The organism is Martelella sp. AMO21009 (assembly GCF_053484295.1).
In genome coordinates this window covers 318,452-332,678 of the sequence record NZ_JBAKFR010000001.1, presented here as the reverse complement: position 1 = coordinate 332,678, position 14,227 = coordinate 318,452, and the positions used below count along the sequence as shown (strand labels likewise).

Genomic DNA, 14,227 nt, shown 5'->3' with positions numbered 1-14,227 from the left:
TGACCGTATTTTCTGGCGGCCAATGGCCGTATTTCTAGTCGTCGGCTCAGCCCGCCTTTTCCGTTGCCAGCTTCAGGCCGAAGGCGATGAACACCGCGCCGCTTGCGCGGTTGATCCAGACGCTCGCCTTTTCGTATGCAGAGCGCATGCGCGGCGTGGTCAAAAACAGCGACACGCCGACGAACCATGCGATCAGGCACGTCGCCATGACGAGGCCAAAGCCGAATTTCACCGCCGCGGGCGTTTCGTGGCTGACCACGGTCGAAAAGATCGACAGGAAGAACAAGACCGGCTTCGGGTTCAGCGCGTTGGCGAGAAAGCCGAGCGAGAAGGCCTTTCCCGCTCCCTGTCTTGCCGTTGCGCCGGCTTGCGCGACGGGCGAAACATCGACCTTGCCGGAACGCAGCGACTGGATGCCGAGATAGATAAGATAAGCCGCGCCCGCCCATTTGATCACGTTGAAGACCATGATCGACTGCGAGATGATCAGCCCCAGTCCCATGATCGTGTAGCTCACATGGAACATCAGCGAGGTGCCGACGCCGAAGCTGCTGAACACGGCCGAGCGCCTGCCATGCACCAGCGCCTGCCGGATGATCATCGCGGTATCCGCGCCGGGAGCGACGATGGCGAAGGAGAAGATCGCCATCAGTGACGCAAGCTCAATCAGGTATTGATGCTGCATGAAGGGCGTCCCGGTTTATTGCCTGCTGAGCGCGAGTTTAACGCCGAACCCCGCAAAGGCCAGCGCCACGCTCCGCCGCATCCACGCCATCGCCCGTTCGCTCGACAGCACCCGGTCGCGCATCAGGCCGGAAAACTGGCCGTAGACAACGAAGACGGCAAAGGTCATCGCCATGAACACGGCCGACAGCATCAGCATTTCGAGAACGGGTGCCGTGGCAGCGGGCGAGACGAATTGCGGCAGGAAGGCGAGGAAGAAAACGGAGAGCTTCGGGTTCAGGATGTTGATCAGAAAGCCGTTGCGGACGATCGCAAACAGGCTGCGCCGCGGCGTCCCCTCTCCGGAAACCCTGAGCGTGCCGCGATCCCTCAGCGTCTGCCAGGCGAGATAGAGGAGATAGGCAACGCCGGCAAACTTGACCGTCTGGAACAGAAGCGCGCTGGTGTGAAACAGCGCGGCGAGGCCGAAGACGGAGGCGAGGATTGCCGGAATGATGCCGAGCGTGCAGCCGAAGGCGGCCGCCACGCTTGCCATCCTGCCCTGCGCCAGACCGGTGGCGAGCGTGTAGACCACGCCCGTGCCGGGAGCCAGAACCACAATCAGCGCCGTAATCAGAAATTCGATGCTCATGTTTTCCGGCTCCCCGGTTCTGTTGATCAGAGATCGAGAACGAGGCGTTCGGGATCTTCCAGCGTTTCCTTGACGCGCACCAGGAAGGTCACCGCTTCCTGACCGTCGACCATGCGGTGGTCGTAGGACAGCGCCAGATACATCATCGGACGAATGACGACCTGACCGCCGATCGCCATCGGACGCTCCTGGATCTTGTGCATGCCGAGAATGCCGGATTGCGGCGCATTCAGGATCGGCGAGGACATCAGCGAACCGTAGACGCCGCCATTGGTGATGGTGAAAGTGCCGCCCTGCATGTCCGCCATGGAAAGCTGGCCGCTACGGGCCGCCTTGGCAAGGCGGGCAATCTCGGCTTCGATCTCGGCGATCGACATCTGGTCGGCATCGCGCACGACCGGGACCACCAGGCCCTTGTCCGTGCCAACGGCCATGCCGATGTGGCAGAAGTTCTTGTAGATGATGTCCGTGCCGTCGATCTCGGCGTTCACCGCCGGGATTTCCTTCAGCGCGTGGCAGACGGCCTTGGTGAAGAAGCCCATGAAGCCGAGCTTCACGTCGTGCTTCTTCAGGAACAGGTCCTTGTACTTGGAGCGCATCTCCATCACGGCCGTCATGTCCACCTCGTTATAGGTGGTCAGCATCGCGGCCGTGTTCTGCGCGTCCTTCAGCCGCTTGGCGATGGTCTGGCGCAGGCGGGTCATCTTGACGCGCTCTTCGCGGTCGGCATCCTCGACCTTGGACGGGGCGCGGGCCGGGGCCTTTGCTTCCGACGGGGCCGGAGCCGATGTGCCCTTGGCGGCCGCGGCAATCACGTCGCCCTTCAGGATCTGGCCGCGCTTGCCGGAGCCTTCTACCTGATCTTCCGAGATGTTCTTCTCGGCCATCATCTTGGCGGCGGCGGGCGCGGCCGGCATGTCGCCGGATTTGCCCTCGGCCTTTTCTTCGGACTTGGCCTCTTCCTTCGGCGCTTCGGCCTTGGGTGCCTCTTCCTTGGGCTTCTCTTCCTTCTTCTCGCTGGCGGCAGCGCCGTCGCCCTCGCCGATCTGGCCGAGCAGGGCATTCAGCTCCACCGTCTCGCCGGCTTCGGCAACGATTTCGGAAAGCACGCCGGCGGCAGGTGCCGGAACCTCGATGGTCACCTTGTCGGTTTCAAGCTCGACGATCGGCTCGTCGGCGGCAACCGCGTCGCCGACCTTCTTGTACCAGGTGCCGACGGTCGCCTCGGTAACGGATTCGCCCAAAGTGGGAACGCGGATTTCAGTGGCCATTTCAAAAGTCCCGATCTTGATAATATCTGTTTCAAAACGCCTTCAGGCGGTTTGCGCATGCCGGGCGCCTCGTCCGGCATGCTGGGAAAGGCTCATTCACTCGCCGAGCGCGTCTTCCAGGAAGGCCTCGAGCTGCGCCAGATGGCGCGACATCAGGCCCGTGGCCGTGGAAGCGGCTGCCGGACGACCGGCATAACGCACCCTGGTATGCTTGGCGTCGATATGGGTCAGCACCCATTCCAGATAGGGCTCGATGAACGACCATGCGCCCATGTTCTTCGGCTCTTCCTGGCACCATACCATCTCCGCGTTCTTGAAGCGCGACAGCATGTTGATCAGCGCCTTGGCGGGGAAGGGATAGAGTTGTTCGACGCGCAGCAGGTAGACGTCGTTGATGCCGCGCTTCTCGCGCTCCTCGAACAGGTCGTAATAGACCTTGCCCGAGCACAGAACCACGCGGCGGATCTTCGCATCCTTGACCAGCTTGATCGGTGTATCGTGCTCGACAGCGTCATCCCACAGCAGACGGTGGAACGCGGTCTCGCCGGCCATTTCCGACAGCGTCGAGGTTGCCCGCTTGTGGCGCAGCAGCGATTTCGGCGTCATCAGGATCAGCGGCTTGCGGAAGTCGCGCTTCAGCTGGCGGCGCAGGATGTGGAAATAGTTGGCCGGCGTGGTGCAGTTGGCGACCTGCATGTTGTCCTCGGCGCACATCTGCAGCCAGCGCTCCAGACGGGCAGACGAGTGTTCCGGCCCCTGCCCCTCATAGCCGTGCGGCAGAAGGCAGACGAGACCGGACATGCGCAGCCATTTGCGCTCACCCGACGAGATGAACTGGTCGAAGATCACCTGCGCGCCGTTGGCGAAATCGCCGAACTGCGCTTCCCACAGCGTCAGCGCGTTCGGACGCGCCAGCGAGTAGCCATACTCGAAGCCGAGCACGGCTTCTTCCGACAGCATCGAGTTGATGACTTCGTAGCGGCCCTGGGCCTGATGGATATGCTGGAGCGGGATATAGCGCTCCTCGGTTTCCTGATCGTAGAGCACCGAATGGCGCTGCGAGAAGGTGCCGCGCTCGACATCCTGACCGGAAAGCCGAACCTTGAAACCCTCATGGCAGAGCGCGCCGAAGGCCAGCGCCTCGGCCATGGCCCAGTCGATGCCCTCGCCGGTCTCGATCATTTTGGCGCGGTTGTCGAGGAAGCGCTGCACGGTGCGGTGCACGTTGAAGCCTTCGGGAACCTCGGTCAGCTTCTTGCCGATTTCCTTGAGCGTCTTCATCGGAACCGAGGTCTTGCCGCGGCGCAGCTCATCGGCATTGTCGGCGGCGCGCAGACCCGACCACTCGCCGTCCAGCCAGTCGGCCTTGTTCGGCTTGTAGGAGGAACCGGCCTCGAATTCCTGCTCGAGGAAATCCTTCCAGTCGGAAAGCATCTGCTCGAACTCGTCCTTGGTGATCAGGCCTTCCTTGATCAGCCGCTCGGCATAGAGCTGGGTCACGGTCTGGTGGCCGCGGATCGCCTTGTACATCTTCGGCTGGGTGAAGGACGGCTCGTCGCCCTCGTTATGGCCGAAGCGGCGATAACAGAACATGTCGATGACGACCGGCTTGTGGAACTTCATCCGGAACTCGGTCGCGATCTTGGCGGCATAGACCACCGCTTCCGGATCGTCGCCATTGACGTGGAAGATCGGCGCCTCGATCATCTTCGCCACATCCGACGGATAGGGCGAGGAGCGCGAGAAGGCCGGGTTGGTGGTGAAGCCGATCTGGTTGTTGACGATGAAATGCACCGTGCCGGCGACGCGATGGCCGCGCAGGCCGGAAAGGCCGAGCACTTCCGCAACGACACCCTGGCCGGCAAAGGCCGCATCGCCGTGCAGCAGAAGCGGCATCACCTTGGCGCGCTCGGACAGCGGCACGATCTCGCCCTCGCGCTGGGTGGCGAGGATATCCTGCTTGGCGCGGGCCTTGCCCATCACCACCGGATCGACGATTTCCAGATGCGAGGGGTTTGCCGTCAGCGACAGGTGAACATTGTTGCCGTCGAATTCGCGGTCGGAGGAAGCGCCGAGATGGTACTTCACGTCGCCCGAACCCTCGACGTCGTCAGGCTTGAACGAACCGCCCTTGAACTCGTGGAAGATCGCGCGATGGGTCTTGGCCATCACCTGGGAGAGCACGTTGAGGCGGCCGCGATGCGGCATGCCGAGCACGATTTCCTTCAGGCCCAGCGAACCGCCGCGCTTGATGATCTGCTCCATCGCCGGGATCAGCGATTCACCGCCATCAAGGCCGAAACGCTTGGTGCCCTTGTACTTGACGTCCAGAAACTTCTCGAAGCCCTCGGCCTCTACAAGCTTCTGCAGGATCGCCTTCTTGCCGTTCTCGGTGAAGGTGATGCTCTTTTCGGGGCCTTCGATCCTCTCCTGAATCCAGGCCTTCTCCTCCGGGTTGGAGATGTGCATGAATTCGACGCCGAGCGTCGAACAGTAGGTGCGGGTCAGGATATCGACCATTTCCGGGATCGTGGCGTATTCCAGCCCCAGAACATTGTCGATGAAGATCGGACGGTCGAAATCGGCTTCGGTGAAGCCGTAGGCCTGCGGCGACAACTCGTTGTAATCGTCGTCCGCCATGCCGGCGAGACCGAGCGGATCGAGATGGGCGTGCAGATGGCCGCGCATGCGGAAGGCGCGGATCATCATAAGCGCGCGCACGGAATCTCGGGTGGCGCGCAGCACTTCCTCGCCGGAAAGGGCGGTGCCTTCGGCGGCAGCCTTGGCGGTGAGCTTCTTTTCCACAACGCGCTCGACATCGCCCCAATTGCCGTCAAGGGCGGCAGTCAGCTCGTCGGCGGGCTTGACCGGCCAGTTGTCCTTTTTCCAGGACGCGCCTTCGGCAGCCTTCCTCACCGCGTCCGGATCATCACCGAGCGCCTTGAAGAAATCGCGCCATTCTTCCGAAACCGAATTCGGATCATCCTCATAGGCCGCGTAAAGATGCTCGATATAGGTGGCATTCGCCCCATCGAGAAACGAGGTCAGGAGAAATTGTTCGTTGGCTTCTTGCCTGGACATGTGCACGCGCGGACGAATTCGCCCGCCTCCCGCTTGAAACGGTGAAACCGGCCTCACGCCGGTCCACCCTCTGAAATTCCGTTCAGCCGCGTGACATCACGAGTAAAAGGTTTTTTTGGTGGCGGCCCGCCGGCCGCCACGACATCTTTCTGAACTGGATCAGCCCTTCAGGACTTCAACCAGCGTCTTGCCGAGACGCGCCGGAGACGGCGACACGGTGATGCCTGCCGATTCCATCGCCTCGATCTTGTCTTCAGCGCCGCCCTTGCCGCCGGAAATCACGGCGCCGGCATGGCCCATGGTGCGGCCGGGAGGAGCGGTGCGGCCCGCGATGAAGCCAACCATCGGCTTCTTGCGGCCCTTCTTGGCCTCGTCCTTGAGGAACTGGGCTGCTTCTTCCTCTGCAGAACCGCCGATTTCGCCGATCATGATGATCGACTGGGTGGCATCGTCGGCCAGGAACATTTCCAGCATGTCGATGAACTCGGTGCCCTTGACCGGGTCGCCGCCAATGCCGACGGCCGTGGTCTGGCCGAGGCCTTCATTGGTGGTCTGGAACACGGCTTCATAGGTGAGCGTGCCGGAACGCGACAGAACGCCGACGGAGCCCTTCTTGAAGATCGAGCCCGGCATGATGCCGATCTTGCATTCTTCCGGCGTCAGAACGCCCGGGCAGTTCGGGCCGATCAGACGCGACTTCGACTTGTCGAGCTTCGCCTTGACCTTGACCATGTCGGCCACCGGAATGCCTTCGGTGATGCAGACGATCAGGGGAATTTCAGCCTCGATCGCTTCCAGGATCGCAGCGCCAGCGCCTGCCGGCGGAACGTAGATCACGGATGCATCGGCGCCGGTCTTTTCCTTGCCCTCGGCAACCGAGGCAAAGATCGGCAGATTGGTGCCGTCAACGCCGGAGGACCATTCGGAACCGCCCTTCTTGGGGTGGATGCCGCCGACCATCTTGGTGCCGTAATAGGCAAGGGCCTGCTCGGTGTGGAAGGTGCCGGTCTTGCCGGTGAGGCCCTGAACCAGAACCTTGGTGTCTTTGTTGACCAGAATGGACATGGGTACTCAGGCCTCCTTCACGGCCGAAACGATTTTCTGGGCCGCGTCGTCGAGATCGTCGGCGGAGATGACGTTGAGGCCACTCTCGTTGATGATCTTCTTGCCGAGTTCGACATTGGTGCCTTCGAGGCGGACAACCAGCGGCACCTTGAGGCCGACTTCCTTGACGGCCGCAATCACGCCTTCGGCGATGACGTCGCAGCGCATGATGCCGCCAAAGATGTTGACCAGAATGCCCTTCACGGCCGGATCGGCGGTAATGATCTTGAAGGCTGCCGTGACCTTTTCCTTGGATGCGCCGCCGCCGACATCGAGGAAGTTGGCCGGTTCTGCGCCATAGAGCTTGATGATGTCCATGGTCGCCATGGCAAGGCCCGCGCCATTGACCATGCAGCCGATGTTCCCGTCGAGCGCGACATAGGCGAGATCGTATTTGGAAGCCTCGATTTCCTTGGCGTCCTCTTCCGTCGTGTCGCGCAGCGCGCGGACATCGTCGTGGCGGAACAGCGCGTTGCCGTCGAAGGAGACCTTGGCGTCGAGAACGCGCAGATGGCCGTTTTCCATGACGATCAGAGGGTTGATCTCGAGCAGGCTCATGTCCTTTTCGACAAAGGCCTTGTAGAGGATCGGGAACAGGCGCTCGGCGTCCTTCGCCGCATCGCCCTCGAGCTTCAGCGCCTCGCAGAGCGTCTTGACGTCGGAGGCGGTGACGCCGGTGTCGGGATCAATCGCCACGGTGACGATCTTGTCGGGGGTTTCCTCGGCGACCGTCTCGATATCCATGCCGCCTTCAGTAGAAACCACGAAGGCGACGCGGCCGACCGAGCGGTCGACGAGCAGCGAGCAGTAGAGTTCGCGGTCAATATCGGCGCCGTCCTCGATATAGAGGCGGTTGACCTGCTTGCCGGCGGGGCCGGTCTGCTTGGTCACCAGCGTGTTGCCGAGCATCTCGTCCACAAACGCCTTCACTTCGTCCGCCGACTTCGCCAGACGAACGCCGCCCTTGGCATCGGGGCCGAGTTCCTTGAACTTGCCCTTGCCGCGGCCGCCGGCATGGATCTGGCTCTTGACCACGTAAAGCGGGCCGGGAAGCTTCGCCACGGCGGCGTCGACTTCATCCTTGGTCAGGATGGCGACGCCATCGGCCACCGGCGCGCCATAGCTCTTGAGCAGAGCCTTGGCCTGATATTCATGAATATTCATTCGATATCCGTCCTTTTAGAGAAAGCGGCTTATTTCAGAGAGGGCGCGATTTCCTTGCAGGCATCGCAAAGGCCCTTCACGGCGTCCACCGACTTGTCGAAGCCGGCCTTGTCCTCGCCTTCCAGCGGAATTTCGACGATGCGCTCGACACCGCCCTCGCCGATGACGATCGGAACGCCGACATACATGCCGTCAACGCCGTATTCGCCGGTCAAGTGAGCGGCGGCCGGCATGACGCGCTTCTTGTCCTTGAGGTAGCTTTCGGCCATGGCGATGGCGGAAGCGGCAGGGGCGTAATAGGCCGAGCCGTTCTTCAGCAGGGCAACAATTTCGCCGCCGCCGCCGCGGGTGCGGGTGATGATGGCGTCGAGCTTTTCCTGGGTGGTCCAGCCCATCTTGACCAGATCGGGCAGCGGAATGCCGGCAACCGTCGAATACTGCGCGACGGGCACCATGGTGTCGCCGTGGCCGCCGAGAACGAAGGCGGTGACATCTTCAACCGAAACATTGAACTCCTCGGCGAGGAAGTAGCGGAAACGGGCCGAGTCGAGAACGCCGGCCATGCCAACGACCTTGTTCGCCGGAAGGCCGGAGAACTTCTGCAGCGCCCAGACCATGGCGTCGAGCGGGTTGGTGATGCAGATGACGAAGGCGTTCGGCGCGTGCTGCGCGATGCCCGCGCCGACGGCTTCCATGACCTTCAGGTTGATGCCGAGCAGGTCGTCGCGGCTCATGCCGGGCTTGCGCGGCACGCCGGCGGTGACGATGCAGACATCGGCGCCGGCGATGGCGGAATAATCGGATGCGCCGGAAAGCTTGGCGTCAAAGCCGTCAACCGGCGAGGATTCGGCGATGTCGAGCGCCTTGCCCTGCGGCAGGCCGTCCGCGATATCGAACAGGACGACGTCGCCCAGTTCCTTGAGCCCGGCGAGATGCGCGAGCGTGCCCCCGATCATGCCCGAACCGATCAATGCGATTTTATTGCGCGCCATGAACTATATCCTCTGAAAAATCCATTTCCGAGCACGCCGCAAAGCCTGCCCATGTCGCAAGTTGGGATAGCCCCTATCCGGGTGTTTTTCAACCGGTTTTTCCGAGGCCAATATTTTCAATCGGTTATATATATTTTAATTGACGTATAGGTAAGAATTCAAAAAGACGTGATCGTCATTCCGCCGCATTTGCGACCCACTTTTTCTTGTGCGCTGCAAGGTAATCCGTGCTGCGCATCTCGAAAAGCCGCGAGGCGGTGCGGTCGAATTCAAAGCCCTCGCGGCCCTTGCGCTCGGGCAGAAGTTCCTCCGGCATCGCCGCCGCCGAAATCACCGTGCGGATCGTCTGATCGTAGAGCGTATCGATCAGCATGATGAAGCGCTTGATTTCATTGCGGCTATCGCTGCCGAGCACCGGCACCCCGTCGATGAACACGGTGCGGTAGCGCTTCGCAATCGCCATATAGTCCGTTGCCCCGAGCGGCTTCTTGCAGAGGTCGTCGAAGGTGAACCGGGCCACCTCGCCACAGGCCCTTGGCACATGCAGCACGCGCCCGCGCATTTCGATCTCGTCGGCCTCCCCTTGCCTGCCGCCGGTCAAGAGGTTCCAGTTCTCGTCCATCCGCGCCGCCGTCTTCTCGTCAAGCGGGGTCAGGTAGACCGGACGGCCCTCGAACTTCTCCATGCGGTAGTCGGTAGCAGAGTCGAGTGTCGTTACCGTGACATTCTCTTTCAGCACATCGATGAAGGGCAGGAACAGGCCGCGGTTCAGACCATCCTTGTAGAGGTCGTCAGGCGCCACATTGGAGGTCGCCACCAGCACGCATCCGCGCGCAAACAGCGCCGAAAACAGCCGCGACAGGATCATGGCGTCGGCGATGTCGGTGACGGTGAATTCGTCGAAGCACAGAAGCCGGTTTTCGGCGATGATCTCGTCGGCCACCGGGCCGATCGGATCCGCCTCCTTCACCTCGCCGGCTTTCAGCTTGCGGCGATAGGCGTTCAGCCTGTCCTGCACATCGGCCATGAAGGCAAAGAAATGGGCGCGGCGCTTGTCCGCAATCGGCGCAAGCTCGAAGAACATGTCCATCAGCATGGTCTTGCCGCGCCCGACGCTGCCGTGAATATAGAGCCCTCGAGTCAGCGGTCCGGCGCTCTTGCCGCCGTTGAAGAGCCGCGACAGCAGCTTGCCCTTCCGCCGCGACGGCGCGGCCTGCAGACCTTCCAGCACCGTGTCGAGTTCGGCCGCCACGGCGCGCTGCGCTTCGTCCGGGCTCAGTGTCTTGTCGTCAGTCAGCGCCTGCAGGCGCGCGGTCACGGTCGCAGCCATCAATATTTCCGGTTTTGGGGATTCTCTTGGCGAGCACAACGATAAGGCCTGCCGGAAGACAGAAAAAAGGGCCCGTCCGGGCCCTTTTCGTCAGCGGCTCAGCACAACCTGCTGGCCGGAACTGCTGGTGCCTTCGATGCGATTGTCGGCGGTCTTGTAGAGCCTGGCGATGGCATAGCCATTGGCATCGTTGAGCACGACCTGATCGCCATTGATGCCCCAGGACTTCATGGTCGAAAGCCCGCCGGTGCAACCGCGCGTGCCGCCGCGCAGGCCTTCGCCGAGATTGGTCAGCGTCAGGAACATGTCGCAGGAAACGCCGCCTTCGCTGACCTTCCAGCTTCCCACAAGCGCTGAGTTGGAGACCGGCACCGCGCCTGCCGGTGCGGCAACCGTGCCCATGCCGCCAGCCGTTTCGGTCGGAGCACCCGGTGCTGCCGGATACTGCCCGGTGGTCATATCAGTCGTGCCCGGCTGGGTCGTGCCGTAGGTGCCGGTCGCAGTCGCGCCAGCAGGCGGCGGGAGCGTGCCGCTCTGCACCTGGCCGGCGGGCGCCGGGGTCAGCGGCTGCGGCGGCGGAGGCGCCGGCGGAGAATAATCATAGGTCGTCCGCTGACATGCGCTGAGGGCCAGAACCCCGGTCACTGCCGCGACCACCAAAACCTTGTGAACCATCAACCCGAACTCCTGCTCCTCTGGCGCAATGGGGCACAGCCCCGTTGCACAGCTTCAAAGTGCCTGCCTGCCCGCCACGCAAAGAGAGCGAGGAGACGACCGGACCTGTCGGCAATCATATCGTGCGCAAGTCCAATCCGGCAAGGGCTACACTACATTCACCCGAAAGCGCAACCACGTCGGAGCCTGAACCGGCTTCACGATTGCGTAAGCGCCGTAAGAAACCGCAACGCCCGAACGAACGATCAGACAGAACGCTCGACCATCATCTTCTTGATGCCGGCAATCGCCTTGGCGGGGTTGAGCCCCTTCGGACAGGCCTGGGTGCAGTTCATGATGGTGTGGCAGCGATAGAGCCGGAAGGGGTCTTCCAGATTGTCGAGCCGCTCGCCGGTTGCCTCATCGCGACTGTCGATCAGCCAGCGATAGGCCTGCAGCAGCACGGCCGGGCCGAGATAGCGGTCGCCGTTCCACCAATAGGACGGACAGGAGGTAGAGCAGCAGGCGCACAGGATGCATTCGTAAAGCCCGTCGAGCTTAACGCGGTCCTCATGGCTCTGCTTCCATTCCTTCGCCGGCGGCGGCGAAACCGTCTTCAGCCAGGGCTCGATGGAGCGGTGCTGGGCGTAGAAATTGTTGAGATCCGGCACCAGGTCCTTCACCACCGGCATGTGCGGTAGCGGATAGATCTTCACCGCGCCCTTGATGTCGTCCATGCCCTTGGTGCAGGCGAGCGTGTTGGTGCCGTCGATATTCATTGCGCACGACCCGCAGATGCCCTCGCGACAGGAGCGGCGCAGCGTCAGCGTCGGATCGATATTGTTCTTGATGTACAAGAGCGCATCGAGAACCATCGGCCCGCAATCATCGAGATCGATGAAATAGGTGTCGATCGAGGGGTTCTCGCCGGTATCCGGGTTCCAGCGGTAGATCTTGAACTCCCGAAGATTGGAAGCGCCCTCCGGCTTCGGCCAGGTCTTGCCGGTCTTGATCTTCGAGTTCTTGGGAAGCGTGAATTCAACCATCAGGCTTTGCCTTTTCCTGTTTTCTTCGCCGAAGCGCGCTCAACGGCCGGCATCAGGTCGTTGTTTTCTTCGATACGCAGCATTCGAATGTCGCGAACAGAAGCCGCGAACCAGTCGAAACCATCCGTCAGTTCCTGGATCGTCAACACACAGCCCACGGCATCGACGCTGTCATCCCCAAAATAGGTGCTGCCCTGCTGCCAGCCAAAGCCACGGTCCGCCAGAAAGCTGCGAATTTCATAGTAGGCGTTGTTCCACGACTGCCCCGGATAAACTTCCTTGAGGCTGTTGGTATCGAGGTCGAAAACAATCGCATACATGGAGCGCCCCTTCGAAACCGGCGGTACTCTGCTGTTATGTCCGATCACGTTCATGGCGGTGTCCTTTCACCGCCATTATAGCATATTTGTTGACGGCCAACCTGCCATCAGTACACCCGCGCCTTGGGCGCGATCTTCTTGATGTCGATGCCGTCGGCGATGAGGTCGGTGTGGACCGGGCGGTAGTCAAGCTTGACGTCGCCGGCCTCGTTGACCCAGGCGAGCGTGTGCTTGCGCCAGTTCTCGTCGTCGCGGCCGGCGAACGGGCCGTCGGCATAGTCCTCGCGGGCATGCGCGCCACGGCTTTCCTTGCGGGCTTCCGCGCCGTAGACAGTGGTGATCGCGCAGGCCATCAGATTCTGCAGTTCCAGCGTCTCGACCAGGTCGGAGTTCCAGATCATCGAGCGGTCGGTGACCTTGACGTCCGGCAGTTCCTTCCAGATTTCCGAAATCCGGCGGCAGCCTTCCTCCAGCGTTTCCTGGGTGCGGAACACGGCCGCCTCTTCCTGCATGGCGCGCTGCATCTTGTCGCGCAGCACCGCCGTCGGCTGCGAGCCGGAGGCGTGGCGGGTCTTGTCGAAGCGGGCCATGATCCTGTCGCAGGCTTCGATGTTGAGCGCCGGGATCGACGCCTCGCGGTCGATCACCTGGCCGGCGCGGATCGCGGCGGCGCGGCCGAAGACCACAAGGTCGATCAGCGAGTTGGAGCCAAGACGGTTGGCGCCGTGCACCGAGGCGCAGCCCGCCTCGCCGACGGCCATCAGGCCGGGCGCGAGACGCTCGGGATTGTCGCCGTCAGCGTTCAGAACTTCGCCAAAATAGTTCGTCGGGATGCCGCCCATATTGTAGTGGACGGTCGGCAGCACCGGAATCGGCTCGCGGGTGACATCGACGCCGGCGAAAATCTTGGCGCTCTCCGAAATCCCCGGCAGGCGCTCCGCGAGCACCGCGGGATCGAGATGGTCGAGATGCAGGAAGATGTGATCCTTGTTCTTGCCGACGCCGCGGCCTTCACGGATTTCCATCGTCATGCAGCGCGAGACCACATCGCGCGAGGCGAGGTCCTTCGCCGACGGCGCATAGCGCTCCATGAAGCGCTCGCCCTCGGAATTGACAAGATAGCCGCCCTCGCCGCGCGCGCCCTCGGTGATCAGGCAGCCCGCGCCATAAATGCCGGTCGGGTGGAACTGGACGAATTCCATGTCCTGCAGCGGCAGGCCGGCGCGCGCGATCATACCGGCGCCATCGCCGGTGCAGGTATGCGCGGAGGTGGCCGAGAAATAGGTGCGGCCGTAACCGCCGGTCGCCAGCACCACCATTTTGGCGGCGAAGCGGTGGATCGTGCCGTCATCGAGGTTCCAGGCGACCACGCCGGTGCAGGTCCCGTCTTCGCTCATGATCAGGTCGATCGCGAAATATTCGATGAAGAACTCGGCGTTGTTGCGCAGGGACTGGCCGTAAAGCGTGTGCAGGATGGCGTGGCCGGTGCGGTCGGCGGCGGCGCAGGTGCGCTGCACCGGCGGGCCTTCGCCGTAATTCTGCATGTGGCCGCCGAAGGGGCGCTGGTAAATCTTGCCCTCTTCGTTACGGGAGAACGGCACGCCGTAATGCTCCAGCTCATAGACCGCCTGCGGCGCTTCCATGGCGAGATACTGCATGGCGTCGACATCGCCGAGCCAGTCGGAGCCCTTGACGGTGTCGTAGAGATGCCACTGCCAGCAATCGGGCGTCATGTTCTGCAGCGAGGCGGCGATGCCGCCCTGTGCGGCAACGGTGTGCGAGCGGGTCGGGAACACCTTGGTGATGCAGGCGGTCTTGAAGCCCTGCTCGGCCATGCCGAGCGTGGCGCGCAGGCCGGAACCGCCGGCGCCGACCACGATCACGTCATAGGCGTGGTCGACATATTCATAGGCCTTGCCATTGGCGGCGGGGGAAGAAGGATTAGCCATG

The 14,227-nt window shown here is 62.3% G+C and carries 12 protein-coding genes; all 12 read right to left on the bottom strand.

Annotated elements, in window-relative coordinates; all coding sequences use genetic code 11:
• Positions 1–46 precede the first annotated feature (46 nt).
• The 12 genes from V6766_RS01570 to sdhA all read right to left on the bottom strand — a co-directional run bounded on the left by V6766_RS01570 (position 47) and on the right by sdhA (position 14,226).
• Positions 47–685, bottom strand: coding sequence for a LysE family transporter (locus V6766_RS01570; RefSeq protein ID WP_448462944.1), 639 nt, complete (start codon positions 683–685; stop codon positions 47–49).
• Between the two features lie 15 nt (positions 686–700).
• Entirely contained in the window at positions 701–1,315 is a 615-nt protein-coding gene (locus tag V6766_RS01565) for a LysE family translocator (RefSeq protein ID WP_448462942.1), read from the bottom strand.
• 26 nt (positions 1,316–1,341) lie between these two features.
• Positions 1,342–2,586, bottom strand: a complete 1,245-nt coding sequence (gene odhB, locus V6766_RS01560; RefSeq protein ID WP_448462940.1) for a 2-oxoglutarate dehydrogenase complex dihydrolipoyllysine-residue succinyltransferase — start codon at positions 2,584–2,586, stop codon at positions 1,342–1,344.
• Positions 2,587–2,682: 96 nt separating this feature from the next.
• Positions 2,683–5,667, bottom strand: coding sequence for a 2-oxoglutarate dehydrogenase E1 component (locus tag V6766_RS01555; protein WP_448462938.1), 2,985 nt, complete (start codon positions 5,665–5,667; stop codon positions 2,683–2,685).
• 159 nt (positions 5,668–5,826) lie between these two features.
• Positions 5,827–6,732 (bottom strand): succinate--CoA ligase subunit alpha, encoded by a 906-nt coding sequence (gene sucD / locus V6766_RS01550; RefSeq protein ID WP_230719505.1) that lies wholly within the window; start codon positions 6,730–6,732, stop codon positions 5,827–5,829.
• Positions 6,733–6,738: 6 nt separating this feature from the next.
• Positions 6,739–7,935, bottom strand: a complete 1,197-nt coding sequence (gene sucC / locus V6766_RS01545) for an ADP-forming succinate--CoA ligase subunit beta (RefSeq protein ID WP_448462935.1) — start codon at positions 7,933–7,935, stop codon at positions 6,739–6,741.
• A gap of 29 nt (positions 7,936–7,964) precedes the next feature.
• On the bottom strand, positions 7,965–8,927 hold the full coding sequence (mdh, locus tag V6766_RS01540; RefSeq protein WP_230719507.1) for a malate dehydrogenase: 963 nt from the start codon (positions 8,925–8,927) through the stop codon (positions 7,965–7,967).
• A 175-nt stretch (positions 8,928–9,102) separates the two neighbouring features.
• Positions 9,103–10,257 carry a cell division protein ZapE gene (zapE, locus tag V6766_RS01535; protein ID WP_448462933.1) on the bottom strand — a complete coding sequence of 385 codons (1,155 nt, stop codon included), beginning with the start codon at positions 10,255–10,257 and terminating at the stop codon, positions 9,103–9,105.
• Positions 10,258–10,347: 90 nt separating this feature from the next.
• On the bottom strand, positions 10,348–10,932 hold the full coding sequence (locus tag V6766_RS01530) for a protease inhibitor Inh/omp19 family protein (RefSeq protein ID WP_448462931.1): 585 nt from the start codon (positions 10,930–10,932) through the stop codon (positions 10,348–10,350).
• Positions 10,933–11,177: 245 nt separating this feature from the next.
• A complete protein-coding gene (locus tag V6766_RS01525) occupies positions 11,178–11,957 on the bottom strand; it encodes a succinate dehydrogenase iron-sulfur subunit (protein WP_018062706.1) in 780 nt (259 codons plus the stop codon).
• Positions 11,957–12,331: a virulence factor gene (locus tag V6766_RS01520; protein WP_448462929.1), complete on the bottom strand. Its 375-nt coding sequence runs from the start codon at positions 12,329–12,331 to the stop codon at positions 11,957–11,959. Before V6766_RS01520 ends, V6766_RS01525 begins: the two co-directional genes overlap by 1 nt.
• A gap of 53 nt (positions 12,332–12,384) precedes the next feature.
• Complete coding sequence (gene sdhA / locus V6766_RS01515) at positions 12,385–14,226, bottom strand: succinate dehydrogenase flavoprotein subunit (protein WP_448462927.1); 1,842 nt, start codon at positions 14,224–14,226, stop codon at positions 12,385–12,387.
• Between the last annotated feature and the right edge of the window lies 1 nt (position 14,227).